Annotated in this window: 18 protein-coding genes and 1 pseudogene; 4 read left to right on the top strand and 15 right to left on the bottom strand. The window is 66.0% G+C overall.

From position 1 onward, the window contains the following. Nucleotides 1–3 precede the first annotated feature (3 nt). From ACPEE1_RS21560 to ACPEE1_RS21600, 9 genes and pseudogenes are all read right to left on the bottom strand, one after another. Nucleotides 4–1,203: an MFS transporter gene (locus ACPEE1_RS21560; protein WP_423934841.1), complete on the bottom strand. Its 1,200-nt coding sequence runs from the start codon at nt 1,201–1,203 to the stop codon at nt 4–6. Nucleotides 1,204–1,289: 86 nt separating this feature from the next. Then, a pseudogene (locus tag ACPEE1_RS21565) lies at nt 1,290–2,048 on the bottom strand (5'-methylthioadenosine/adenosylhomocysteine nucleosidase). A 112-nt stretch (nt 2,049–2,160) separates the two neighbouring features. After that, nucleotides 2,161–3,849, bottom strand: a complete 1,689-nt coding sequence (locus tag ACPEE1_RS21570) for an AMP-binding protein (RefSeq protein WP_260718717.1) — start codon at nt 3,847–3,849, stop codon at nt 2,161–2,163. A 188-nt stretch (nt 3,850–4,037) separates the two neighbouring features. Beyond that, on the bottom strand, nt 4,038–4,910 hold the full coding sequence (locus ACPEE1_RS21575; protein ID WP_133248144.1) for a hypothetical protein: 873 nt from the start codon (nt 4,908–4,910) through the stop codon (nt 4,038–4,040). 153 nt (nt 4,911–5,063) lie between these two features. After that, nucleotides 5,064–6,296, bottom strand: a complete 1,233-nt coding sequence (locus ACPEE1_RS21580; RefSeq protein ID WP_116926113.1) for a M48 family metallopeptidase — start codon at nt 6,294–6,296, stop codon at nt 5,064–5,066. 118 nt (nt 6,297–6,414) lie between these two features. Beyond that, nucleotides 6,415–7,800, bottom strand: coding sequence for a glutathione-disulfide reductase (gene gorA / locus ACPEE1_RS21585; RefSeq protein ID WP_116926112.1), 1,386 nt, complete (start codon nt 7,798–7,800; stop codon nt 6,415–6,417). Nucleotides 7,801–7,972: 172 nt separating this feature from the next. Continuing rightward, nucleotides 7,973–9,037, bottom strand: coding sequence for a class II fructose-bisphosphate aldolase (fba, locus tag ACPEE1_RS21590; protein ID WP_116926111.1), 1,065 nt, complete (start codon nt 9,035–9,037; stop codon nt 7,973–7,975). A 112-nt stretch (nt 9,038–9,149) separates the two neighbouring features. Further along, nucleotides 9,150–10,499 (bottom strand): histidine kinase dimerization/phospho-acceptor domain-containing protein, encoded by a 1,350-nt coding sequence (locus tag ACPEE1_RS21595; protein ID WP_423936484.1) that lies wholly within the window; start codon nt 10,497–10,499, stop codon nt 9,150–9,152. A 2-nt stretch (nt 10,500–10,501) separates the two neighbouring features. After that, nucleotides 10,502–11,203: a response regulator transcription factor gene (locus ACPEE1_RS21600; RefSeq protein WP_182344707.1), complete on the bottom strand. Its 702-nt coding sequence runs from the start codon at nt 11,201–11,203 to the stop codon at nt 10,502–10,504. 99 nt (nt 11,204–11,302) lie between these two features. Between ACPEE1_RS21600 and ACPEE1_RS21605 the strand changes: the two genes are divergently transcribed. Then, a complete protein-coding gene (locus tag ACPEE1_RS21605; protein WP_182344705.1) occupies nt 11,303–12,010 on the top strand; it encodes a phosphatase PAP2 family protein in 708 nt (235 codons plus the stop codon). A gap of 21 nt (nt 12,011–12,031) precedes the next feature. On the opposite strand, the gene ACPEE1_RS21610 is transcribed toward ACPEE1_RS21605, so the two are convergent. The 6 genes from ACPEE1_RS21610 to ACPEE1_RS21635 form a co-directional block, all read right to left on the bottom strand. Beyond that, nucleotides 12,032–13,252: a DUF1513 domain-containing protein gene (locus ACPEE1_RS21610; RefSeq protein WP_423934845.1), complete on the bottom strand. Its 1,221-nt coding sequence runs from the start codon at nt 13,250–13,252 to the stop codon at nt 12,032–12,034. Nucleotides 13,253–13,262: 10 nt separating this feature from the next. Next, nucleotides 13,263–14,348: an imelysin family protein gene (locus tag ACPEE1_RS21615; RefSeq protein ID WP_423934847.1), complete on the bottom strand. Its 1,086-nt coding sequence runs from the start codon at nt 14,346–14,348 to the stop codon at nt 13,263–13,265. Nucleotides 14,349–14,428: 80 nt separating this feature from the next. After that, on the bottom strand, nt 14,429–15,988 hold the full coding sequence (locus ACPEE1_RS21620) for a di-heme oxidoredictase family protein (RefSeq protein WP_423934849.1): 1,560 nt from the start codon (nt 15,986–15,988) through the stop codon (nt 14,429–14,431). 20 nt (nt 15,989–16,008) lie between these two features. Next, nucleotides 16,009–17,211 (bottom strand): imelysin family protein, encoded by a 1,203-nt coding sequence (locus ACPEE1_RS21625; RefSeq protein WP_423934850.1) that lies wholly within the window; start codon nt 17,209–17,211, stop codon nt 16,009–16,011. 353 nt (nt 17,212–17,564) lie between these two features. After that, nucleotides 17,565–19,010: a pyruvate kinase gene (gene pyk, locus ACPEE1_RS21630; protein ID WP_116926105.1), complete on the bottom strand. Its 1,446-nt coding sequence runs from the start codon at nt 19,008–19,010 to the stop codon at nt 17,565–17,567. Between the two features lie 211 nt (nt 19,011–19,221). Next, nucleotides 19,222–20,664, bottom strand: coding sequence for an aminopeptidase P N-terminal domain-containing protein (locus ACPEE1_RS21635; RefSeq protein ID WP_116926104.1), 1,443 nt, complete (start codon nt 20,662–20,664; stop codon nt 19,222–19,224). A gap of 104 nt (nt 20,665–20,768) precedes the next feature. On the opposite strand from ACPEE1_RS21635, the gene ACPEE1_RS21640 reads away from it, so the two are divergent. From ACPEE1_RS21640 to mnmA, 3 genes are all read left to right on the top strand, one after another. Continuing rightward, nucleotides 20,769–21,272, top strand: a complete 504-nt coding sequence (locus ACPEE1_RS21640; protein WP_116926103.1) for an NUDIX hydrolase — start codon at nt 20,769–20,771, stop codon at nt 21,270–21,272. A 151-nt stretch (nt 21,273–21,423) separates the two neighbouring features. Continuing rightward, complete coding sequence (locus tag ACPEE1_RS21645; protein ID WP_423934852.1) at nt 21,424–23,892, top strand: penicillin acylase family protein; 2,469 nt, start codon at nt 21,424–21,426, stop codon at nt 23,890–23,892. 125 nt (nt 23,893–24,017) lie between these two features. Next, on the top strand, nt 24,018–25,145 hold the full coding sequence (gene mnmA / locus ACPEE1_RS21650; RefSeq protein WP_021027022.1) for a tRNA 2-thiouridine(34) synthase MnmA: 1,128 nt from the start codon (nt 24,018–24,020) through the stop codon (nt 25,143–25,145). Nucleotide 25,146 lies beyond the last annotated feature (1 nt).

Here is a 25,146-nt window from a genome sequence, read left to right on the forward strand (position 1 = left end):
CCACTACACCTGCTTGGGCCGCAGGCACCACAGGGCCGTGCCGGCGATCGATGCGGCGAGCATCAGCACCCACAGCGCGCCCAGCTGCCACTGCTCCAGCGCCAGACCAAACAGAAAAGGGGCGCTGGCCTGGGTCATGCGGGCAGGCACCATCAGCAGGCCCTGGCGCTGGCCATAGCCTTGCGCGCCAAACATGGCCAGCGGCAAGGTGCCGATCACCACGGTCATGATGCCGTTGCCCAGGCCAAAGGCCAGCGCATAGACCCAGGCGCCCGAGGCACCCAACAGCGCCAGCGCGAGCGCCGCCACGGGGTAGGCGATGACGGCAATGCGCGCCGACCACAGCGGATGGGCGCGGCGCAGAAAAACATAGTCGGCAATGCGGCTGGCCACCTGGGCCGGGCCCACCAGCGCCGCCGCAGCGACCGCTGCCGTCGCCGTGGCGCCGCTGACCATCAGCAGGCGCGGCAGGTGCGACATCATCGAGGTGCCGATGAACCAGATGGCGGCAAAGGTCAGCGCCAGCAAGACCAGGCTGAGCCACTGGCCCCGCAGGGCAGCAGCTGGCGCTGCAGGCACGCCCGCTGGGTCGGCTGCCACATCGGTACGGGCGCGAGCCGGAGCATGGGGCAAGCTGGCATGCAGCGGCAGCAGCACCAAGAGCTGCACCGCTGCCCAGACCAGGCAGGCCTCGCGCCAGCCCCAGCTGTGCAGCAGCCAGGTGGTGAGCGGCCAGCTCAGGGTGCTGGCAAAGCCGCCAAACAAGGTGATGCCGACAATGCTGCCGCGCGCGGCCTTGCCATACAGGCGCACCGAGGTGGCAAAGGCTGCCTCGTACAGGCCCGCCCCCATCGCCAGCCCCAGCAGCCACCAGACCGCAAACAGTTGGCCCTGGGTCTGCACCTGCGACAGCAGCGCCAGGCCCAGCGCAAACAGCACATTGGTGGCCATCAGGAGCGGCCGCCCGCCCCAGCGGTCAATCAGCCGCCCCGCTACCGGGCCAGTGAGCGCCATCATCAGCAGCGCCACGGAGAACGCCGCAAAGATGCGCGATGGCGCTATGCCCAGACTCTCGCCCATCGCGCCGGCCAGGATGGCGGGCAGGTAGAAGGCCGAGCCCCAGGACAGCATTTGCCCCAGGCCCAGCTTGCAGGTGGTCAGCACCTGGCCGGGCGCAAAGGAGTGGGCGGGAAAAAGGGGCATGGTCGGCAAAACAGCGCATCAAGGCAGCGCGCCATTGTGACGAGGCTTGCCGCAGTGCACAGTCACCCGCGCTACCGGGTAGCCGATTAACCTCTCGCCAAGTTCCGCAGCAGGCTGCCGATGGTGTGCTGCGCGTAGCGGCTGGCAATGCTGCGGATAAAGCGCGGAAAGTCCAGGTGCGCGCTGTCATCGGCCCGGTCGGAGATGCTGCGCATGGCCGCAAAGGGCAGGCCATGGTCGGCGCAGACCTGGGCGACGGCAGCGCCTTCCATCTCGACGGCCAGCGCCTCCATGCCTGCGCCCTGCAAGCCGCTGCGCAGCGCCTGCACTTCGGCGGCGCTGCTGACAAAGCGGTCGCCGCTGACGACCAGGCCCTGGTGCATCTGCGGCGCGGGCAGGCCCAGCTCGGCCGTCCAGGCTGCGGCGCCCCCGGCCAGGCACTGCTGCACCGCTACGGCCAGCTGCGCGCTCAGGGTAACGTCGCAGTCAAAGCGCGCGCGGCCATAGCCCGGCACCTCGTAGCGCGGAAAGATCGGCGAGGCATCCATGTCGTGCTGCGCATAGCTGCTGGCCACGACCACATCGCCCACCTGCACGCCCGCGCCCAGGCCACCGGCCACACCGGTAAACACGATGCCCCGGGCGCCAAAGCGCTCGACCAGGGTTGCGGCCGTGCTGGCCGCCGCCACCTAGCCAATGCCCGACAGCGCCAGCACCACCGCATGGCCGTGCAGCTGGCCGCAGGTGTAGCGGCGGCCGGCATAGTCGCTGGTGCGGGCATCCGCCAGCAGCGCGGCAATGCCGGCCTGCTCCTCGGGAAGGGCACTGAGAATGGCAAGGGTCACGGGGGAATCCCAAAAAACAGCAAAGCAGAGATTGTCGCTGCAATCTCCGCCCTCTGCGCTTTCGCTACTGTGTCGGCGGCAGCACTGCTGCGGCGCAGTGCCGCTGCAGCACTCAGGCTTTGGTCGTTTCGTCGCGCAGCTCGCGCCGCAGGATCTTGCCCACCGGGGTCTTGGGCAGGTTGTCGCGGAACTCGATGTACTTGGGCCGCTTGTAGCCGGTCAGGTGCTCGGCGCAATGGGCGCGCAGCTGCGCCTCGGTCACATCGGCCGACTTGCGCACGACCACCAGCTTGATCGCCTCGCCGGTCTTCTCATCGGGCACGCCCACCACCGCGCATTCGGCGACGCCGGGGAAGGATGCGGCCACGTCTTCGACCTCATTGGGGTAGACGTTGAAGCCGCTCACCAGCACCATGTCCTTCTTGCGGTCAACGATGCGGAACATGCCATCGGGCTCCATGATGCCGATGTCGCCGGAGCGGAAGAACTGGTCCTCGGTCATGGACTTGGCGGTCTCGTCCGGGCGCTGCCAGTAGCCGGCCATCACCTGCGGCCCGCGTATGCAGACCTCGCCGCGCTCGCCCTGCGCCACCGGCTCGCCGGCATCGTCGAGGATGGCCATATCGGTGCCCGGCATCGGGTAGCCGATCGAGCCCGAGGCCTTCTGGCCCGTGCCGACAAAGTTGCAGCTGGCCACCGGGCTGGTCTCGGACAGGCCATAGCCCTCGACGATGGGCTGGCCGGTGCGCTGCAGCCAGCGCTCAGCCACCGAGGACTGCACGGCCGCGCCGCCGCCCACCACCACGCGCAGGTTCTTCCAGTTCACCTTGTCGAAATCGGGGTGGCTCATCAGGCCGTTGAACAAGGTGTTGACCGCTGGCAAGGTGTGGAACTCGTACTTGCCCAGCTCGCCCAGCACCGCCTTCATGTCGCGCGGGTTGGGGATCAGCAGCACCTGGTGGCCCAGGCGCATGGACAGCAGAAAACAGACCGTGAACGCGAAGATATGGTAGAGCGGCAGCGCGCAGACGCACAGCGGCTGCTCGCCTTGTGGAATGGTCTTGAGCGCCGGCCCATACCAGGCCTGCACCTGCATCACATTGGCGCCCAGGTTGCGGTGTAGCAGCACGGCGCCCTTGGCCACGCCGGTGGTACCGCCGGTGTACTGCAGCGCGGCCATGTCGTCAGGCCCGATGTCCACCGGCGAGAACGTGTGGCGCTCGCCCTGGCTGATCGCATCGGGGTAGCGGATGCTGCGCTCCAGGGTGAACGGCGCGACCAGCTTCTTGCTGTGGCGCACCACATAGTTGACGATGCTGCCCTTGATCAGGCCCAGGCAATCGCCCATGCTGCAGACGATGATCTGGTCGAGCTGGCGGTGCGCTGCGCAGTTCTGCACGGTGGCACCAAAGTTCTCCAGCACGATCATCACCTTGGCGCCGCTGTCCTTGAGCTGGTGGTCCAGCTCGGAGGCGGTGTAGAGCGGGTTGACGTTGACCACGACCAGCCCGGCGCGCAGCACGGCTGCGACGGCCACCGCGTACTGCGGCACATTGGGCATCATCAGCGCCACGCGGTCGCCCTTGGCGAGCGGCAGGGTCTGCAGGTAGGCGGCCAGCGCCACGCTGTAGTCGTCGAGCTGGCGGTAGCTGAAGCGCGCGCCCATGAAGTGCAGCGCCGTGCGGTCGGCATACTGGATAAAGGCCTGGTTGAGCAGCTGCACCAAGGTCGGAATGCGCTCAGGGTCAATGTCCTCGGGGATCTCGGGTGGGTAAGCGGCCAGCCATGGGCGTTCGGTCATGCACAAGTCTCCTGTCGGTCATACAGCGGGGTGCCGGCGCCCTGTGCGCACGGCCCGCTGCTGAGCCATGTTGTTCGATCTCGCCCTATTGTGCAAATTCTGCGCTCATTCCAAGTCTGGATATACCCGTAAAAAAGCAAAAAAAAGCCATGACCGGGGTCATGGCGGTTGCTGAGCGAGCGAAGCGTTCAGCGCTTGGCGGGTGCGACCGCAGCAGGTGCTGCCCCTGCCGGCGCTACCACCGAAGCTGCTTTCTCTTCGGCGGCCTGGGGGTTGGGCTTTTCCTTGCCAAACAGCACATCGGAGTCGTCCTGCTTGGTCTCGTAGTAGGGCTGCTGGTCGATCTCGTAGGGGAACGGTGGCACGGTCAGCACGCCGTTGAAGTAGCCGGTGCTCTCACGCATGGAACGCGCCAGGTCCTGGGCCCAGTGGTCCAGCGAACGGCCGGCGGCCAGAAAGTCGACACTGCTGCGGATCGGCGGGCGCACCAGGCGCTGGTCCACCAGCACCTGCGCTTCGACATAGCCGCCATTGCTGGTGGTGAACTGGTAGGACACATAGGCCACCGGGCGCGCAAAGTAGACACCGGCCGCCTCCAGCCGGCCCGCCATGGCCGCATCGTTCTGGGCCAGCCAGTCGCTGCTGTTGGCGGTGCGCTTGATGCGCAGGCAGTCCACCCGGCCAATGTTCAGGCCCTGGGTGCGCTCGACCAGCACGCCCTTTTGCTTGGGGCAGTTCTGGGTCCAGACGGTGTTTTGGTTGTTCAGGTCATCGACGCTGGAGCGCAGCGACATCACGCCCACCAGCTCGCCCAGCTTGGTGCGCATCTGCCAGAGCCTGGCCTGTAGGGGCTTGTCCTTGGCCAGGTCTTCGGGCAGTACATCGAGCACCTCGCTGTCCGTGCCCCAGTACGTCCATCGCAGGTCGGTGTTTTGGTCCATGGACACCAAGGTGCGGCCCACCGGCTCCACACTCGACGGCAGCGGCGCGCAGGCGCTCAGCACCACGGCTGCGGCAGCGCACCCCAGCCAGGACAGAGAACGGGCAGCGGAAAAAGACATAGACGGATCCTGAAAACAGTAGCGGCGGCCAACAGACAGTGCGTGGCCTGTGCCACACCGCCAAGCCCTGCATCATAGCAAGGCCGTTGCGGATTCTGTCTGAGGCCGCCGGGCTGAATCAGGAGACTTTGGTAGTGAATGTATCCAAATGCATCACTTGCTCTGGCAACTGGCCGGCAGATACTGTTGCGCCGCACCATCGGCGCTGCAATGCCAGATCACCTTGCCGCCCTCTCCCTGCATGGGCTGCATCTGCAACTGGCCATGGAGGGTCAGCGCAGTCAGCGACATATCGTCGCTGTCATACATCAGCCGGCCTTCCTGCTGCGGCGGCACACCTGCATCGGCCAGCGAATCCGGCACTTCTTCATAGGTCTGGTAGTAGCGCGACAGCGCCTGGCGTACCGGCTCGGCCTGGCTCCATTCCTTCTCGAAGGCTTCCTTGCCCTTTTGCGACTGCATGCCTTGCATCAGCATCTGGCTGAAGGCACCGCCCCCGGCTCCACCCTTGAGCGCCGGGATCGCGACGGCGGCCGCGATACCGATGATCGCGATCACCATCAACAAGCCCACGGCCCCGCCGCCTGCCCGGCCGCCGTAGGGCACAAACAGCGCAAACAGGTAAGAGAAGGGATTGCGGCCCGGCATCTTGATGCCGGGGCTGATCATGCGCGCCACGCGCTTGGTCAGCCAGGGGTAGCCGCCCAGCAGCTCATGCAGATCGGGGAAGAAGCCCCGGTTCGTCATGGTCTGACGCGCATACTGCACCAGGTTGATGGTCTTCCACTTCTGCGCGCCAGCGGCCAGCACCGACAGCGCGCGGCCGGCCGATTCCGAGCCTTCGCAGCAGGCGCGGCCATGCAGGTCGCAGGTGTACTCCTGAGCGCGCGCATAGGCCGCACCAATCAGCGGCAGCCACAGCACCGGCATGCGCCAGAAATGGCCGGTCAAATGGCCTTGCTTGATATGGCCCAGCTCATGGCCAAAGTAGAAGTTGATGCCATCGGGCAGCGCGCGCATCGCATCCACCGTGTCGCTCAGCACAATGACAAAGTTGCGGCCCAGAAAGCGGGTGGCAAAGGCATTCATCAGGCCGTCGCCTTGCAGCAGATAGGCCTCGGGCGGGTCGACCAGCTCGAGCTTTTTGCAGCACTGCAGGTACTGCAGGTAGAGCTCGGGAAACTGCTCGTCCGACAGCCGCACGGCAGTGCCGCGCAGCCAGGCAATCAAGGCAGACTGGGCAAAGAGATAAAAAATGAAAGCGATGAGCAGGTAGATCAGTACCGTGCCCACGGTCATCAGCAAGATGGCCAACCATGCCAGCAAGCCCAAAACCAGCGTGATGGCGCCCAGGGTCCGCTCCCGCGGATACACCCACTCCTTCATATGTATCTCCTCTGTAAAGAGCGCGTATCATGCCCGAGACACGCGGCCTTTATAGAGAGAATTTATAAGATGTTGCAAAGCAGCAACTACCGCGTTCTGATGCTTACATGCGGCTTACTTAGCGCAAGGTGACCAGCTCTTCGGCCATCGTCGGATGGATGCCAATCGTCTGGTCAAACAGCGCCTTGGTGGCACCAGCTTTGATCGCCACCGCAAAGCCCTGGGTGATCTCGGCCGCATCGGCGCCCACGACATGCAGGCCCAGCACCTTGTCGCTGGCGTCATCCACGACCAGCTTGACCAGGCAGCGCTCGCTGCGGCCCGACAAGGTGTGGCGCAGCGGTTTGAAATCACTGCGGTAGATGCGCACCGCCCCATGGCGCTCACGGGCCTGGGCCTCGGTCAGGCCCACGGTGCCGATCTGTGGATGGGTGAACACCGCCGTGGGGATGTTGTCGTAGTCCATCACGCGCGCGGCCTTGCCGGCCTCGGGGCCCCAGAGGTGGTCTACCCAGGCCATCGCTTCGGCCAGGGCCACTGGCGTCAGCTCCATGCGCCCCACTACATCGCCCAGCGCATGCACGCTGGGCTGGGCAGTGGCCAGCTGCGCATCGACGACGATGGCGCCGCTTTTGTCCAGCGCAATGCCCAGCGCCTCCAGCCCCAGGCCGCTGACGTTGGCCTTGCGGCCCGTGGCATACAGCACCTGATCGGCCTTCAGCTCCGACCCATCGGCCAGGGTCAATGTGCGCTCGCCGCTGGCTGCATCGCAGGTGATCTCTTTCACTTCGGTCTTCAGGCGCAGGTCCACGCCGCTCTTGCGAAGCTCTTCGGCGACAAAGCTGCGCACCTCGTCGTCAAAGCCGCGCAGGATCTGGTCACCCCGGTGCAGCAGGCTCACCTGCACGCCCAGGCCATGGAAGATGCTGGCCATCTCGCAGCCGATATAGCCGCCGCCCACGACCACCAGCCGGCGCGGCAGCTCGGCCAGGTCAAACATCTCGTCCGAGACGATCACATGCGCGCTGCCCGGCAGATCGGGGCGCACCGGCGTGCCGCCGGTGGCGATCAGGATATGGGCCGCGGTCAAGGTGCGCACATCGGCGCCATCGGCAGAGACCACCACGGTGTGGGCATCGGCGAGCCGCCCCTGGCCGGCAATGCGCTCCACATTCGCGTTGCGCATCAGGCCCTCGTAGATGCCATTGAGCCGGGAGATCTCCTGCGCGCGCGCTGCTTTGAGCGCCTGCCAGTCCAGCGCAATCGCCTGGGGCATTTGCCAGCCGTAACCGCGCGCCTCTGCAAAGGCCTCGGCATAGCCAGCGGCATAGCTGTAGAGTTTTTTGGGGATGCAGCCGACGTTGACGCAAGTGCCACCCATGGCCTTGAACTCCACCACCGCCACCTTGGCGCCCCGTGCTGCCGCCATGCGGGCTGCCCGCACCCCCCCCGATCCGCCGCCAATCACCACCAGATCCAGATCCCAGGAATGGCTTGTCTGCATGCTTTGCGCTCCTTTGTTTGCTATGCAAAGCATTGTGCAAAAAACACCGGGCGCAGTGCGCGTGTGCGGTTATCGCCGCATCGCTTAGGCCAAAAGCAAAAGCCTGCAACGCGCAAGCGATTGCAGGCTTTGGGGCCATCCAGCGCCCAAGGCACTGGCAGGGCAGGCAGATTTACTTGACCAGTTGGGCCAGGTCGCCAGCGCTGTACTTCTTGGCCATTTGCTCCAGGCTGTAGCCCTTGATCTTGCCGCCCTGGCCTTCGCAGCCAAACTCGATGTAGCGGGCCTTGCACACTTGCTTGGCGGCTTCACGGGCGGGCTTGAGCCATTCGCGGGCGTCGAACTTGTCGGGGTTCTCGGCCAGGAACTTGCGCACCGCGCCGGTCATCGCCAGGCGGATGTCGGTGTCGATATTGATCTTGCGCACGCCGTACTTGATGGCTTCCTGGATCTCTTCGACGGGCACGCCGTAGGTTTCCTTCATCTTGCCGCCGTACTGGTTGATGATGGCCAGCAGTTCCTGGGGCACGGACGAGGAGCCATGCATCACCAGGTGGGTGTTGGGGATGCGGGCATGGATTTCCTTGACACGAGAGATCGCCAGGATGTCGCCCGTGGGCTTGCGGCTGAACTTGTAGGCGCCATGGCTGGTGCCGATGGCGATCGCCAGCGCGTCCAGTTGCGTGGCCTTGACGAACACGGCTGCTTCTTCGGGGTCGGTCAGCATCTGACTGTGGTCCAGCTTGCCTTCGGCGCCAATGCCGTCTTCTTCGCCAGCTTCACCGGTTTCCAGGTTGCCCAGGCAGCCCAGTTCGCCTTCGACGGTGGCACCGATCTGGTGGGCCATCGCAACGACCTTCTGGGTCACATCGACGTTGTAGTCAAAGGACGAGGGGGTCTTGCCGTCGCTCATCAGCGAGCCGTCCATCATCACCGAGCCAAAGCCCAGGTTCAGCGCGCCCTGGCAGATCTCGGGCGTGGTGCCGTGGTCCTGGTGCATCACCAGCGGGATGTGCGGGTACATCTCGGCGGCGGCCTGGATCAGGTGCTTGATGAAGGGCTCACCGGCGTACTTGCGCGCGCCGGCGCTGGCCTGCAGGATCACGGGCGCGCCGACTTCGTCTGCCGCCGACATCACGGCCTGGACTTGTTCCAGGTTGTTGACGTTAAAGGCAGGGATGCCGTAGCCATTTTCGGCAGCATGGTCGAGCATTTCGCGCATCGAGATCAAAGGCATGGTGGTCGGGTCCGTTCTAATGCAAAGAAAGAGTGCTGCAACCGCTGCTGCAACACCCTGGATTCATGTCTGCGGCATGGTAACCGCTTGGTAACTGCCTATTTTAGCAAGCTCAGGCCATCTGGGCGAGAGGCATACTGAGGCGGTAGCAAGTGGTATAGGGTGCCAGCGCCTCTAGCTGCTCGAAAGTGCCCCCGTGCAAAGCCATGATGCGCTGCACAATCTGGTGGCCCAGCTGCAGGCTGTCCACTGGCTCGGGCACGGCCTTCTCCTGCAGGCGGCCGCCATCATCACAGACCTGCAGCCAGCACTGCCCACCATCGCTGCCGCCCTGCACCTCGATCTGCGTGCCCTCGGGGGTGTGGCGCAGCGCGTTCTCGACCAAATTGCGCACGGCCACCTCCAGCAGCACGGCGTGGCCTTTCACCCACAGTTGCTCGGGCAGCTCCACCGCCACACTGCCCCCGCGCCGCCAGGCCGCCTGGGCGTATTCGGCCCCCACCGTGCGCGCCAGCTGCGCCAGGTCCACCGGCGCGGCCTGCTGGGTCAGCGCCACACGGCTGCTGCGGGCCAAGGCCAGAATCTGGTTGAGCACATGGCCAGCGCGCAGCGCGTCGGCATGCAGGCGCTGCACCGCCTGGGCCTGCTGGGCGGGGTCGAGCCCGCCTTGCAGCGACTGCGCATGCAAGCTGATCGAGGCCAGCGGCGTGCGCAGCTCATGCGCCACCTGGTTGGCCAAGGTGCGCTCGCGCTCCATCGCCTCATCATTGCGGTCCAGCAGGCGGTTGAACGCCAGGGTCACCGCCCGGAACTCCTGCCAGTTGTGGCCGGTAGACAGGCGCTGGCCCTGCTCGGGCTCGAGCTGCTCGACATCGCGCGAGAGCTGGGTCAGGGGTTTGAGGCCGGCGCGGATTGTCAGCCCCAGCACCAGGGTGACCACCGGCAAAAGCCACAGCCCGGGCAGAATCATCTGCCCGGCAATGTCATCGGCCAGGTCATCGCGCTCTTGCAGGTTGACCAGCACAGCGACCTTGCGCGTGTGCTCGGTGTTCCACTGCGTGAAGGTGCGCCAGACCTCGTGCTTGGGGCCTAGCTGTGCATCAAAAAAGCCACTGCGCCCATCGGCAAAATGCAGGCGCGGCGCGCTGCCGACATTGAGCACCAGATCGCCCTCGGCGCTCCAGACCTGCAGGCTCATCGACTGCTGGTAGTCATGCGCATGCAGCCCCGGCAGCGGCACGCGCTCGGTCGGCAGGCCCGGCGGGGTCTGCGCGTTGGAGGGGATATTGAGCACCAGCGCAGCAACGCCGGCCAGGTGCCCGTCGGTCAGCTCATCGGCCTCTTCAATACCGGTCTGGTAGGCCCAGTAGACAAAACTGGCCCAGACGACGACCAGCGCCGCCAGAATCCAGACCAGCAGCCGGGTACGCAGCTGGGGCAGGCGCTGGGGCTTGGCCGCCAGGTTCACGATGCCTGGTCCTGGGGCATGAAGTAGCCCACGCCGCGCATGGTCAGGATGTAGTCGGCGCCGAGCTTTTTGCGCAGGTGGTGGATATGCACCTCCACCGCATTGCTCTCGACCGAGGCATCAAAGCTGTAGAGCTTTTCCTCCAACTGCTGACGCGACAGCACCCGGCCATGGGCCTGCAGCAGGATCAGCAAGATGGTGTAGGCCCGGGGTGAGAGCTCGACCCCTTCGCCCCCCAGGCGCACCTGGTGCAAGGCCGGGTCCAGCACCAGGTCGCGGTAGTGGATCAGCGGATTGGCGCGGCCCGCCGCGCGGCGCAGCAGCGCACGCAGCCGGGCCTGCAGCTCTTCGGCATCAAAGGGCTTGGAGAGGTAGTCGTCGGCGCCCAGGTCCAGGTTTTCAATGCGGTCATGCACGCCGTCGCGGGCGGTCAGCACGATGACCGGCGTGGCCGGATCGGGCAGGGTCTTGCGCAGGCCGGTGGGGGGCGGGGCATTGCGCAGCTGCTGCAACAGGCGCGAGCCATCGCCATCGGGCAGGCCCAGGTCCAGCAGCACCACATCAAAGCCCTCGGCCGTCAGCGCGCGCCAGGCCTCGGCCAGGCTGGGGCACCAGTCCACCGCATGGCCGCGCTGCTGCAGATTGGCTTTGAGGCCCTCTGCAATGCCGGCATCGTCTTCCACCATCAGTATGCGCATGGCTGGCATTGTGCATGACTTGGGTCGTTGCGCCTATGGCCTGCGCCCTGCACCCGGGACATTAAGAAGCCCTTAAGCCAGCCGCCGCAGCATCGCCAGATGCCTTCCTGCCTCCCTGCCTCGTTAGCCGATACACGCGCCCCCTTGTACAACCGCCGCTGGCTGCTGGCCACGGTACTCAGTTTTGTGCTGATCGCCCTGTGGGATGCCGGAGGCCAGGACCTGGCGCTGGCCCACCTCTGGGGCACGGCCCAGGGCTTTGCGCTGCGCGACGACCATTTTCTGGTCACCTATATGCACCAGGGCATGCGCAACCTGGGCTGGGTGGTCGTGCTGGCCTTGAGCCTGGGCGTCTGGATGCCCTTTGGCCTGCTGCGCAAGCTGCCTACCGCCAGGCGGGTTCAGCTGCTCGTCAGCATTCTGGCGGCTCTTGCGGTAGTGGCCATCCTCAAGCGCAGCAGCGCCACCAGCTGCCCCTGGGACCTGTCGGTCTTTGGCGGCGTGGCCGAGTATGTGTCGCACTGGCGCTGGGGGGTGCATGATGGCGGCGCTGGTCGCTGCTTTCCGGCCGGCCATGCGGCGGCCGGTTTTTCCTTTGTCGGCGGCTATTTTGCGCTGGCGCGCGACACACCGCGCGCCGCGCGCTGGTGGCTGGCGGTGGCGCTGGTGATGGGCCTGCTGCTGGGCCTGGGCCAGCAGATGCGCGGCGCCCACTATATGAGCCACACCTTGTGGACCGCCTGGCTGTGCTGGACGGCCGGCCTGGCCATCGACATGGGCATGGCGCGCCGGCAGCGCAGCGCCTAAACCGCAGCTGGGCTCAGTCCCTTAGCCCACTAGGCGCCAGTGGTTGTCAAACATCAGTCCGGTCACCGTATCCAGCGCTGCTACCGCTTGCTCGCGGCTGCGGCTGCTGCGCTCGGTCACCCCATGGCCGCCGCCGGCCCATAGCCGCGCGCCATCGAGTGCCACAGGGCAGACATCGCCCTGAGGGCTGCTGCCCAGGTAGCGCGCCTGGGCATCAAACCAGGCCATGCAATCGGACTTGGGGCAGCTCACCACAAAGCCGCCTTGCGCCAGCGGCGCGCATTCCACGCTGCCGCCGTAGCCGGCCAGCGGCGGCTGGTCTTGCGCCAGCTGCAGGCGCTGGCCATCCCAGACGGCGAAGATGGGGGCGCTTTGGCGCCGTGCATCCTCATGCTCGGCCTGCAGCGCAATGCCCAGACGCTGGCGCGCGGCATCCCAGGCCAGGTGGCGGATCGACAGGCGCGGGTCGGGCAGCTTCCACTGGCCCAGCAGGCGACCGTCAAAGGGGTGCAGCGCGACCAGCGACGGGTCCATGCTGTCCAGCCATTTCTTGCTGCGGCCCGTCTCGCTTTGCGTGGGGATGCCGCCATTGGCAACGACCAGGGTCCCGGCCGGCAGCTTGCCCAGCGGGGCGGGCAGCACCAGCAGCTCATGCGGGTCCATGCCATGGCTGCGCCATTCGGCCAGCTTCTCCAGGCTCGTGGCATCGCGCAGGCCTATGCAGCCCTGGCTGTCTTCCAGATCGGTTTCGGTGGTGAACAGCATCCCGCTACCGCCTGCGCCCGCTTGGGCCTGCCAGGCCTGCGCCGTCGCGGGGCCCGCCAGTGCCACATGGCCGTTAAAGCAGCGGTCCTCCTGCATCCAGGCCCATTGCAGCGCTCCTGTTTTGGGCTGCCAGCGCAGCAGCCAATCCCCGGGCCGGCGGGCGGCAAAGACCAGCTGACCACCGGGCAGTGTTTGCACGCCATGGCCACGGGTGGGCAGCTCGGTGCGCGCAGCAATGCGCCAGGCATGGCCGCCGCCGCTTTGCGGCAGCACTTCGAGCACACCGGCCCAGTCCTGCGCCATCGCACTGGCGCCATCGCGCCAGACTGCCGCCAGCCGGGTGACGCCCGGCGTGCTGCCCGCGTCTTTGGCAAAAGACAGTTCGGCCAGGCCCAGCGCGCCCATCGCCGAGGCACCCAGCCCGCGCAGCAGCGCGCGCCGGGGCATGGGTGTGGACAACAGCGCAGCGTCGGTCATGGCGGGTCGCTCAGTCGCCATCGCTGTCGCTAAAGCCCAGCGGAATATCGAGCGCCGGCGCCACCTCGGCCTGGTAGAGCGCCGTGATGCCCTTGAGCTTGGTGGCGAGCGCGAGGATCTCGGTGTTGGCCTGTGGCCCTTCCTTGGCAGGCGCCTTGCCAGGGGCCGGCATGGCGGCATCGACCACGCCAATGGCCTCACGCCAGCGCTGGGCCAGGGCGATATGGCCCTTGCTGAGCAGCAGCGCTTCGATGGAGATCAGGTCCTTGCCGGGCACCGGGGGCTGCTGGCGCTGCGCGGGGGTGAGCAAGGCCTGGGCATGCAGCGCCTGCCACTGGGTCTGCCACTCGCGCCAGTTGTCGGCCATCGCGATGCGGGCAAAGGCGGGCGCCTTGTTGCTGCCCTCGACCACCTTGACCGGCTTTTCCATCTGCGCCCAGCGCAGGCGCTCCAGCCCGCCCAGCCACTGGTTGACCCATTCCTCGATCGCCGCGCCCGTCTCCTTGGCCCCGGGGCTGGCTGCATCGTCGGGCTCGCTCTCCGAGCCTTCGACGCTCCAGGTCTTGCTGCGCAGGGGCTCGAACGCGGCCTGCAGGCTTTGGGCCTCGGCGCTGATCGCTTTGGCCACCTGCAGCGCAAAGGCGCATTCCGGACTGGCTGGCTGCAGGCCCTGGCTCAGCAGCCAGTCCAGCGCACCAAAGCCCTTGGCGGGCGTGCCCACCAGCTCCATATCGGCAGCGCTTTGCGGGCCTTTTTTGACGGCGCGGGTGATCAGCGCCGTGCGGATCGGCGTGAAATCAATCTGCCGCAGCGAGCGGCGCTCCACCAAGGGCCCCACGCTGGGTGTGGACAGCTGCAGCCAGGCGGTATGGCTGCGCTGCCACTGGCTGCGCAACTCCGCCGGTGCGATTTTGGCAGCCGCCGCCGGCCCGGCGCAGAAGCTGGCCAGCGCCTGGTCCTGCGCATTGGCGGCCTGGGTAAACGCCGCCGCACGGGCAGGCAGGTGCTGGCCATACAGGCTTTGCAGCGCCTGGGCGGCCGTGTAGTACGGCATGGGGGTGTCGGCCGCCTGCGCCAACGGGGCAGAACTGCCCATGGCGGCCAGGGCAACCAGAGCGCAAGCCCTGCCCCAGGATTGCGCGGCCTGGACGGGCCCCGTTTTCAAACCAACTTGCGTCATAGCGACTCCACAAACTTGACCAGGGCTTCACGCTCGGCGGCATCCATGTTCAGCACCTGCTGCTTGGCCTGCTCGGCCTCGCCGCCATGCCAGAGGATCGCTTCGAGCACGCCGCGCGCACGGCCGTCGTGCAGCAGGCGCTGGTGGCCGTTCACATCCTGAATCAGGCCAATGCCCCACAGCGGCGGCGTGCGCCACTGCTGGCCACTGGCCAGAAAGTCCGGCCGGCCATCGGCCAGCGCCGGGCCCATGTCATGCAGCAGCAGATCGGTATAGGGCCAGATCTTCTGGCCGGCAATGTTCTTGGCCGTCAGGCGTGGGAAGGGGCTGGGGCCGGTCACATAGCTGGGCTTGTGGCAGACGGCGCACTGCGCCTGGGCAAACAGGCGCTGGCCCAGCTTGACGGCCGAGTCATTGATATTGCGGCGGGCCGCAGGCGCCAAGGTGGCCTGGTAGAAGATCACATCGTCGAGCGTCTTGTCATCGATCTCGGGCGCATCGGCGCGCGCCTGCGCCGCCGTGCGGCCGGCGGTGGACTTGTCCAGACCGCCGCCATGCGGCGCGGCCAGGCAGTCTTTTTGCGCCGGGGTGCAGTTCTCGTTCGGGAAAATGCGTGAGGTGATGCCCATGTCGCCCGAGAAGGCGTTGGCCGTCTGGTGCGCCACGCTGGGCGAGTTGGCCTTCCAGCCAAAGCGGCCAATCGCCTCGCGCTGGCCATAGGCATCCCAGACGCGGTTGGCCTGGCCCTTGATGGGGCCGGCCAGCGCCGCCTGCTCCCGCACATTGGCGAGGATGTCGGCCTCGGCAATCGCCTCAATCAGGCCCACACCCACCACCTGGGGCGCAATGCGCGGGCCGATCATCACATCCTTGGCCATGGGCCCATAGCCCAGGTCGGTCAGCTCGTAGCGGGGTTGGATCAATTCGTAGGGCGTGCCATCGGCAAAGCGGCCCTGGATGGGCGTGCCATGGATGCGCACGATGCCCTCGGGCTTGACGCCCTGCACCGCCGCATTGTTGAACTGGTCACCATAGGTCGGCTCGGGCACCACGCCGGCATGCGGATCGGCCTTGCCGGGCACCGACAGGCGGATCAGCAGCGCCACCGTGGGATCGGGATCGGGACCCAAGGTGCGGTGGAACTCTGGCGGCTCACCGCGCCCGTCCATGATGTGGCAACCGCCGCAGCTGCGTGCAATGAAATGCGGGCCCAGGCCATCGCGCAGCCGGGTCGAGGCCGGTGCCTCCACCCAGTTGCGCTTGAAAAAGGAATTGCCGATGACAAAGCGCGTGCGCTCTTCATCGGCGAGAGAGGCAAAAGGAAACGAGAACGCGTTCTTGCCGGTGGCAAACACCGTGGTGTCGCCGCCGGTCATCTCACTGGGGTCTTGCGCGGGCGCCGCTGCGGCGGGCTTTGCAGCCGCGCTGGTCTGCGCCGCGCTGGCCTCCGGCCGCAGGGCCACCGCCAAGGCGGTGGCCGCGCACAGACCCGCTGCTGCCCATGCCAGCCGCTGCACGCGGCCACCGGGCTTCTTGTCATTCATCTTCACAGACATAGTGCAGCAACGGTCCTTCGTCAGGGCTGGACCAGGGTCAGCTTGGTAATGCCGATGGCATTGGCCGCCTGCACCAGCAGCTTGGACTGCTCGGTGGCGCTGTCCACCGCCGCCTGGATGCGCTTGCGGCCAGGGGCGTCGGCGCCGCCAATGATTTCGCGGTCAAACGGTGCCTGGATGCCTTCGGTCGCCTTGACCGTGCTGGCAATCTGCGCACTGGTCTTGCCCGAGAGCTCAGCGTTCTTGGCCGCCACCAGCTCGGCCAGCGAGGCCACCTTCAAGGTCGTGCCATCGCGGCGCTTGTACTGGCCCAGCCAGACGTTCTGGATGCCAGTGGCATTGGCGACCATGTCGCGGTGGGTGTTGTCGGAGAAGCAGGAATGCTCGTCTTCCTGGTCCTGCGAGTTCAGCGGCACTTCCATGCGCTCGCCGGCCAGCTCGCCGCGCGAGAGCGAACCCAGGCCGACGATGATCTTGCGCACCGATTCCACACCACCCTTGTCGAACTGGGCGCGGTAGTTCTTCTGGCCCGGTGCCCAGGCCTTGGTGACGCCTGCCAGGTCGTCGATCAGCAGCTCGGTCACGACCTTCAGGTAGAGCCGGCGGCGGTCGGCGTTGGCGCGCTTGCCATCCACATAGTCTTCAAACGAGCGCTCGCCAGGGCCGGTGTCGGACAGGTCCTGGCCCCAGAGCAGGAACTCGATCGCATGCCAGCCAGTGGCAATGTTTTCCTCGCCACCGCGCTCGTTTTGCTTGGCCAGGTTGGCCTTGGTGATCTTGAACTTGGGGTCGTTGATAAAGCCGGAATTGGACTTGCCCTCGACATAGTCCACATAGGACTCGTCCATCGGCCAGGCATTGATCTGGCCTTCGGGGCCGTTCTCGTCGTCGATCGGGCCGCCATAGAAGCGGAAGGCTTCCGTCTGGCCGTAGAACTCACGCGCGTCGAGCCAGCTTTTGCGCGCGGCTTCCAGCGTCTCCTTGGAGGGGGCCGCGAGCAAGGCGGCGATGGCCTTTTGCATGTCGCGTGCCGATGCGAGGCTGTCGCTGTAGTTGGCGTAGACCAATTCGCTATAGCCCACCGCCACCGCACGGGCGTCCAGCTTGCTGGCCTTGGCGGCCGCCGTCTGTGCAAATGCCGGTGCAGCCACACCCGCGACTGCGCCCAAACCCAGGCCCAAGGCCATCCCCAACACCGAACGGCGTACTAGTCGTTGCGACATAGATTCCCTCTTCCAAAAAAACAGGCAGGCACAGCGGCGCTGTGCTGCTCAACAACAAGGGCTTGGCTGGGCTGCTCGGTGCGTGCGTGTTGTGAATTCTTATCGCAGCAGCTTGGCTAGGTGATCGAAGGCCAGGATTGTAAAGGCCGGTAAGCCCCTGTCTCGGGAGCAAAACCGCCTGGCTTCGAATGGATTCAGCGCAGTCCTTTGATCCGCACGGACGTGCAGGCAGGCTCGCTGAGCGCCATAGTATCGCTGCAGTCGAAAATCCGCACAAAATTGGACGGATCTACAGCTGCAAAAAAGGGGCGCTCACGAGCGCCCCTGGTGTGTCGGTGCAAGAGCGTTGTGCGTTACACCACGCGGCTGATCTTCATCATATTGGTGCCGCCGGGCGAGCCCATCGGCTCGCCGCAGGTGATCGCATAGATATCGCCGCTTTGCACAATGTCGCGCGCCTTCAGGTGCACCTCAGCCTGGGCCAGCGCGGTGTCGCGGTCGGCGCTGGTGTCCATCAGCAAGGGGCGCACATTGCGGTACAGCGCCATCTTGCGCTGCGTGGCCACCTTGGGCGTCAGCGCGTAGATGGGGATCTGGGTGCGGTGGCGGCTCATCCACAGCGCCGTCGAGCCGCTGTCCGTCATCGCCACCAGGGCCTTGGCGCCCAGGTGGGTGGCGGTGAACAGCGCGCCCAGCGCAATGCTCTGGTCGATGCGCTGGAAGGTCTTGCCGACAAAGTCGGTGTCCACATCCCAGTCGGCCGAAGCCTCGGCCTGCGCGCAGATGTCGACCATCTCCAGCACGGTCTCGAGCGGGAACTTGCCAGCGGCGGTCTCGGCGCTCAGCATCACCGCATCGGTGCCGTCGAGCACCGCATTGGCTACGTCGCTCACCTCGGCGCGGGTGGGCACCGGGTTGGTGATCATGCTCTCCATCATCTGCGTGGCAGTAATGACGACCTTGTCCATCTCGCGCGCCATGCGGATCATCTTCTTTTGCAGTGCCGGCACGGCCGCATGGCCCACTTCGACGGCCAGGTCACCGCGCGCGACCATGATGCCGTCAGACACGCGCAGGATGTCTTCGAGGTGCGGAATGGCTTCGGCGCGCTCGATCTTGGCAATCAGGCCGGGGCGGTGGCGGTACTCGGCCGCCGCCACCATGCACAGCTGGCGCGCCATTTCCATGTCGGTGGCGGTCTTGGGAAAGCTGACGGCCACATAGTCGGCCTGGAAGCTCATCGCGGTCTTGATGTCATCCATATCCTTGGCCGTCAGCGCCGGCGCGGTGAGGCCGCCGCCCTTTTTGTTGATGCCCTTGTTGTTGGACAGCTCGCCGCCCAGCTTGACGGTGGTGTGCACGGCATCGCCCCGAACCGCGTCCACCGTCAGCACGATCAGGCCGTCGTTGAGCAGCAGCACATCGCCGGGCTTCACATCGCGCGGCAGCTCCTTGTAGTCCAGGCCCACGCCCTGCAGGTCACCGGGCTCCTGGCGCGAGGCATCAAGCACAAACCGGGCACCGGGCTCGAGCATCACCTTGCCTTCGGCAAACTTGCCAACGCGGATCTTGGGGCCTTGCAGGTCGGCCATGATCGCCACCTCGCGGCCGGCGCGCTGCGCGGCCTCACGCACCATGCGGGCGCGGTCCACATGGTCCTGCGCCTTGCCGTGGCTGAAGTTCAGCCGCACCACGTTGACCCCCGCGCGGATCATCTCTTCGAGCAGGGCCGGCTCGCTGGAGGCTGGCCCCAGCGTGGCAACAATCTTGGTGGCGCGGCGGATCTTGGGCGAAATCATGGGCAGGTCCCCTGTGTCTTTGTCTCAAAAGTGGGGCCGGCTCCGTCACCAGATGCCGACCCGATGTAATTCAGTTCCATTCTGACATGAGAAACGTGCACAGGGAGTTACATCGCGGTTTCATTCGATGTGCGCTTGCACAATCGCGCGGCCCATAAAAAACACCTGCAAGGCGCTTGGCTGGGCAGGTGTTGGATGAGCACAGGTCGGATCAGGCCAGATCAGCGGGCCGGGGCGCGCCCTCGCGCATCAGCGCCTCGATCTCGTCGGCCTTCACCGGCACACCGCGCGTGAGCAGCTCGCAGCCTTCGTCGGTGATCAGCGCGTCGTCTTCGATGCGGATGCCGATGTTGTGGAAGGCTTCGGGAACGCCGTCGGCCGGGCGCACATAGATGCCCGGCTCGATCGTGGTCAGCATGCCGGGGCGCAGGATGCGGCTGGGGCGGTTGAGGATCAGCTCGCCCGAGAGCGGATCGCGCCGCTCACTGGTGTGGCCGAGCTCGCTGGGCTCGATGTAGCTGCCGCAGTCATGCACGTCCATGCCCATCCAGTGGCCGGTGCGGTGCATGTAGAACTGGAAGTAGCTGCGGTTGTCGATGACATCCTGCACGCTGCCGACCTTGTTCTTGTCGAGCAGGCCCAGATCGAGCATGCCCTGGGCCAGCACGGCGACGGTGGCGTCATGCATGTCGTTGAAGCGCTTGCCGGGCCGGGCCAGCGCAATGGCGGCATCCTGGCTGGCGAGCACCAGGTCGTACAGATCGCGCTGCGGACCGGTGAACTGGCCGTTGGCCGGGAAGGTGCGGGTGATGTCGCTGGCATAGCCATCGAGCTCGCAACCGGCATCGATCAGCACCAGCTCGCCGCTGCGGATGGGCGCGGCATCGGCGCGGTAGTGCAGCACACAGGCATTGGCGCCGGCGGCCACGATCGAGCCATAGGCCGGGCACTGCGAGCCGTATTCGCGGAAGGCCTGCAGCAGCTCGGCATCGAGGTGGTATTCGCGCACGTCCTGCCCGGCGCGAACCATGCGCGCTGAGCGCTGCATCGCCAGGATATGGGCGCGGGCGCTGATGTCTCCTGCGCGGCGCAGAATCGGCACCTCGTGCGCATCCTTGAACAAACGCATCTCATCGAGCACGGTGCACAGGTCGCGCTGCTGCTCGGGCACCAGCGCGCCATAGCGGGTGCGGGCGCGCACGCCGTTGAGCCATTGGGCCACCGTGCTCTCGAGCCCCTGGTGGATCGCAAACGGGTACCAGACCACGCTGCGGTTTTCCAGCATCTTGGGCATGCGGGCCGCCTGCTCGGCCACCGAATAGGCCTCGCTCACGCCCAGCGCCGCGACTGCGGCCTCGGGCCCCAGCCGGTAGCCGTCCCAGATCTCGCGCGCCAGGTCCTTGGGTGCGCAAAACAAGGTGGTCTTGCCATCAGCGGTGATCACCAGGCTGGCGTTGGGCTCGCTGAAACCGGTCAGGTAGTAGAAATAGCTGTCGTGGCGGTACAGAAAGTCACTGTCGCGGTTGCGCGCGCGCTCGGGCGCGGTGGGGATGATGGCGATCCCGCCCTCGCCCAGCTGGCGCGCGACCTGGGCGCGGCGCTCGGCATAGACGGACTGTGCGGGAATGGCTGGGGTGGGGGCGGGTGCTTGCATGCTGCTATCGTACTGCAGAGCTTTGCCTGTGGTGGTGATTGCAACAGCATGACAAGCCCTTGACGCTCTTTTTATGATTTCAGCGACTTGGCACATAATGCCGCATGCCCCACCGCTGGAAACCCAACGTCACCGTGGCCGCCGTCATTGAGCGCGATGGCCGATTTTTGCTGGTAGAGGAAGACACCTCGGACGGCATCCGCCTGAACAACCCGGCGGGCCATCTGGACCCTGGCGAATCCCCCATCCAGGCCTGTGTGCGCGAAGTGCTCGAAGAGACGGCCTTTGACTTCAAGCCCTCGGCCCTGCTGGGCATCTACATGAACCGCTTTGTGCGCAGCAAAAGCGGCGCGGACACCACCTATATGCGTTTTGCCTTTACCGGCACCGTCGGCGCGTTCTACGAAAACCAGCCGCTCGACGAAGGCATACGCCGCACCGTCTGGATGACCGCCGAAGAAATGCGCGCCGAGGCCCACCAGATGCGCAGCCCGCTGGTGCTGCAGTCGCTGGACGACTACCTGGCCGGCCAGCGCTTTGCGCTGAACCTGATCTACACCGATGTTTCCGTGCTGGTGCAGCCAGACGGTGTGAGACCGCTCGAATAGGCGCGCATCCACGACAAGCCCATGGCTCACCACCATGGGCTTTGTTTTTGGGCGGCGCGCAGTCTCCCTGTGCACCGCTTGGCGCTAACGCGATTGCGCGCAGCGGGCAAGCATGGCAATGTGCATCCACACCATAACGAGGAGACACACCATGCCACACCGCGACGCCTGTCGTTTTGCCAACCGTCTGGCCTTGCCGCTGGCCGCTACGCTGCTTGCAGCCGGCTGCAGCTCGCTGGGCACGCCGCCCACCCGCCAGCACAGCGCCAGGATTGCCGGGCTGGAAAAGCCCGCCGAGGTGCTGGTCGACCAGTGGGGCGTGCCGCATATCTACGCGGGCACCACCTATGACGCCTTTGTGGTGCAAGGCTATATGGCCGCACGCGACCGGCTCTGGCAGATGGACCTGTGGCGCAAGCGCGGCCTGGGCCAGATGGCCCAGGACTTTGGCCCGGCCTGGGTCGAGAGCGACAAGGCGGCGCGCGCGGTGCTGTTTCGTGGCGACATGTACCGCGAATGGCTGGCTTATGGCTCGGACTCCAAGCGCGTGGCCGAGGCCTTTGTGGCCGGGGTGAATGCCTTTGTCGCCCAGACGAAGGCCGACCCCGGCCTGCTGCCCGAAGAGTTCAAGCTGCTGGGCTACCAGCCCGCGCAGTGGGCCGCAGAAGACACGGTGCGCATCCGCCACCATGGCCTGACCCTGAACTTTACTGGCGAGGTGGACCGCGCCCAGGCCTTTTGCGAAGGCAAGCACAACGGCGCCCGCGTGGACTGGCTGCGCCGCGAGCTGGTGCCCGATGTGAAGCCGCAGGTCCCGCCAGGGCTGGAGGTCTGTGGCCTACCTGGCAAGGAGCTCAAGCGCGCCTATGCGCTGGCCACCGCCAGCCCACGCTTTACCAAGGAGAACGTCAAGGTGTCGGTGCAGGACATGGCACCCGAGCAGCTGCTGGCGCTGTCCGAATCGACACTGAACCAGCCCGATGCCAACACCTTGGCCAGCTACGGCAGCAACAACTGGACGATTGCGCCGGGCATGACCACCACCGGCCGGCCGATTCTGGCCAATGACCCGCACCGCGCCCATGGCGCGCCCAGCCTGCGCTATATCTCGCACATCTCGGCCCCTGGCATGGATGTGATCGGCGCCGGTGAGCCGTTTCTGCCCGGCATCTCCATCGGCCACAACGGCCGCATCGCCTTTGGCCTGACGCGCTTTTACATGGACCAGGAAGACCTGTATGTGTACGAAACCAACCCGCAAAACAGCAAGGAGTACAAGTACCAGGGCCGCTGGGAGCCGATGACCCGCGTCACGGAAAACATTGCCGTCAAGGGCGCGGCCCAGCCGGTCATCGTCGAGAACTGGTACACCCGCCACGGCCCGGTGCTGGCCGCCGAAGGCAACAAGGCCTATGCGCTGCGCGCCGCCTGGCTGGACCTGGGCATGGCGCCCTATTTCGGCTCGATGGACTACATGCGCGCGCAGGACTTTGACCAGTTCCGCGCAGCGATGAACCGCTGGGGTGCACCGGGCGAGAACCAGGTCTATGCCGACAGCAGCGGCAATATCGGCTGGATCCCGGGCGGGCTCACCCCCATTCGCCCCAACTGGGACGGGCTGATGCCGGTGCCCGGCGATGGCCGCTTTGAATGGACCGGCTACCGCAATGGCGACGAGCTGCCCTGGGAGTTCAACCCCCAGCGCGGCTATGTGGTGACCGCCAACGAAAACAATGTGCCACCCACGCACCCGCTCTACCAAAAAGGCATTGGCTACGAATGGTCCGACTCGGCCCGCGCGCAGCGCCTGCATGGCCTGTTTGAAAAGGCTGCCAAGGACGGCAAGAAGCTCAGCGTCGCCGACTCCGAAGCCTGGCAGACCGACATCGTGGCCGTACCGGCCCAGCGCCTGCTCAAGCTGCTGGCACCGCTGCAAAGCAACGATGCCCAGACCGCCCAGGGACTGGCACTGCTGCAGGGCTGGGACGGCACCATGGCCAAGGACAGCGCCGCCGCTGCGCTCTATGAGGTGTGGAGCAATGCCAGCTTGAAAAAAGCGCTGACCGACCAGGTGCTGGCCGCCAGCGAGCGCAGCTTTGCCAAGGAGACCAGTGCCACCCGCATGATCGCGGTGCTGGAGCAGCCCCAAGGCTGGATGAGCGAGACCGAGCGCGACCAGGTGCTGCTCTCGTCCATCGCCCCGGCGATGCAATGGCTGCAGGCCAAGCTGGGGGCCGATGCCAAGAGCTGGACCTGGGGCAGCCTGCACCAGGCGATCTTTGTGCACCCGCTCGCCGGTGTGGTGGACAGCGCGACCAAGCAAAAGCTGAATGTCGGCGTGGGCGGCATCGGCGGCTCCTGGGCCACGCCCATGGCCACCAGCTACAACGTGGACACCTACCAGCTGACCTCGGGCGCGTCCTTCCGCATGGTGGTCGATGTGGGCAACTGGGATGCCTCGCGCGTGGTCAACACGCCCGGCCAATCGGGCAACCCGGCCAGCCCCCACTACCGCGACCTGGCCAACACCTGGGCGGCAGGCCAGTACTTTCCGCTGACCTACTCGCGCAGCGCGGTGGAGAAAGCCACCCGCGAGCGCATTGCGCTGACGCCTCAATAAGCCCGGCGGGCAGCGCCTGCTGGGGACCTTGGGCGCTTATCGGCGCTGTTGGTCGCCGTTGGGCGACAAAACGCCACATAGCCCTAGCGAAGCAGGCGCCTGCCGCCAGGCGGATAATTGCGCCCATGGTTAAACAGCGCATCGTAGTGGGGCTGAGTGGCGGCGTGGATTCGGCCGTCACCGCGTATTTGCTCAAAAAACAGGGGCACGAGGTCGTCGGCATCTTCATGAAGAACTGGGAAGATGACGACGACAGCGAGTATTGCTCGTCGAACATCGACTTTGTCGATGCCGCAGCCGTGGCCGACGTGGTGGGCATCGAGATCGAACACGTCAACTTTGCCGCCGACTACAAGGACCGGGTGTTTGCCGAGTTTCTGCGCGAATACCAGGCCGGCCGCACGCCCAACCCCGATGTGCTGTGCAATGCCGAGATCAAGTTCAAGGCCTTTTTGGACCATGCCATGCGCCTGGGTGCCGAAAAGATCGCCACCGGCCACTACGCCCGCGTGCGCCAGAACCCCGATACCCAGCTGTTCGAGCTGCTCAAGGGCCTGGACCCGGCCAAGGACCAGAGCTATTTTCTGCACCGTCTGAACCAGGCGCAGCTGTCCAAGGCGCTGTTCCCGGTCGGTGAGCTGAAAAAGACCGAGGTGCGCCGCATTGCCGAAGAGATCGGCCTGCCCAATGCCAAGAAAAAGGACTCGACCGGTATCTGCTTTATCGGCGAGCGCCCTTTCCGCGATTTTCTCAACCGCTACATCAGCAAGGAACCGGGCCTGATCCTGGACGACCGCAACCGCAAGCTGGGCAAGCATGTGGGCCTGTCGTTCTACACCTTGGGCCAGCGCTCGGGCCTGGGCATTGGCGGCGTGAAGGAAAAAGGCGCAGCGCGTGGCGCGGGCGAGCATGCGCCGTGGTTTGTGGCGCGCAAGGAGCTGGACAAGAACATCCTGCGCGTGGTTCAAGGCCATGACCACCCCTGGCTGCTGTCGCAGGCGCTGGACGCCGACAACACGAGCTGGGTGGCTGGCCACCCGCCCGCTGCTGGCACCTATGGCTCCAAAACCCGCTACCGCCAGCCCGACTCGCCCGCGATCATCGGCGCCGATGCGACGCCCGCGCATTTCCACCTCGATTTTCCCGAGGCGCAATGGGCGGTGACGCCAGGCCAATCGGCCGTGCTGTATGACGGCGAGGTCTGCCTGGGCGGCGGCATCATCGCCAGCGTGGCGCCCTCGGCGGCCGCTTAAA

Source organism: Comamonas sp. 23 (genome assembly GCF_049601575.1).
Classification (GTDB): Bacteria; Pseudomonadota; Gammaproteobacteria; order Burkholderiales; family Burkholderiaceae_C; genus Comamonas; species Comamonas squillarum.

Bases quoted from the DNA above. Each gene is read 5' to 3' on its own strand.
- ACPEE1_RS21610 (WP_423934845.1), bottom strand. From the start codon at position 13,252: ATGACCGACGCTGCGCTGTTGTCCACACCCATGCCCCGGCGCGCGCTG.
- ACPEE1_RS21625 (WP_423934850.1), bottom strand. From the start codon at position 17,211: ATGTCGCAACGACTAGTACGCCGTTCGGTGTTGGGGATGGCCTTGGGC.
- ACPEE1_RS21560 (WP_423934841.1), bottom strand. From the start codon at position 1,203: ATGCCCCTTTTTCCCGCCCACTCCTTTGCGCCCGGCCAGGTGCTGACC.
- gorA (WP_116926112.1), bottom strand. From the start codon at position 7,800: ATGCAGACAAGCCATTCCTGGGATCTGGATCTGGTGGTGATTGGCGGC.
- ACPEE1_RS21640 (WP_116926103.1), top strand. From the start codon at position 20,769: ATGCCCCACCGCTGGAAACCCAACGTCACCGTGGCCGCCGTCATTGAG.
- pyk (WP_116926105.1), bottom strand. From the start codon at position 19,010: ATGATTTCGCCCAAGATCCGCCGCGCCACCAAGATTGTTGCCACGCTG.
- ACPEE1_RS21645 (WP_423934852.1), top strand. From the start codon at position 21,424: ATGCCACACCGCGACGCCTGTCGTTTTGCCAACCGTCTGGCCTTGCCG.
- mnmA (WP_021027022.1), top strand. From the start codon at position 24,018: ATGGTTAAACAGCGCATCGTAGTGGGGCTGAGTGGCGGCGTGGATTCG.
- ACPEE1_RS21605 (WP_182344705.1), top strand. From the start codon at position 11,303: ATGCCTTCCTGCCTCCCTGCCTCGTTAGCCGATACACGCGCCCCCTTG.
- fba (WP_116926111.1), bottom strand. From the start codon at position 9,037: ATGCCTTTGATCTCGATGCGCGAAATGCTCGACCATGCTGCCGAAAAT.
- ACPEE1_RS21600 (WP_182344707.1), bottom strand. From the start codon at position 11,203: ATGCGCATACTGATGGTGGAAGACGATGCCGGCATTGCAGAGGGCCTC.
- ACPEE1_RS21580 (WP_116926113.1), bottom strand. From the start codon at position 6,296: ATGAAGGAGTGGGTGTATCCGCGGGAGCGGACCCTGGGCGCCATCACG.
- ACPEE1_RS21635 (WP_116926104.1), bottom strand. From the start codon at position 20,664: ATGCAAGCACCCGCCCCCACCCCAGCCATTCCCGCACAGTCCGTCTAT.
- ACPEE1_RS21620 (WP_423934849.1), bottom strand. From the start codon at position 15,988: ATGTCTGTGAAGATGAATGACAAGAAGCCCGGTGGCCGCGTGCAGCGG.
- ACPEE1_RS21570 (WP_260718717.1), bottom strand. From the start codon at position 3,849: ATGACCGAACGCCCATGGCTGGCCGCTTACCCACCCGAGATCCCCGAG.
- ACPEE1_RS21575 (WP_133248144.1), bottom strand. From the start codon at position 4,910: ATGTCTTTTTCCGCTGCCCGTTCTCTGTCCTGGCTGGGGTGCGCTGCC.
- ACPEE1_RS21615 (WP_423934847.1), bottom strand. From the start codon at position 14,348: ATGGGCAGTTCTGCCCCGTTGGCGCAGGCGGCCGACACCCCCATGCCG.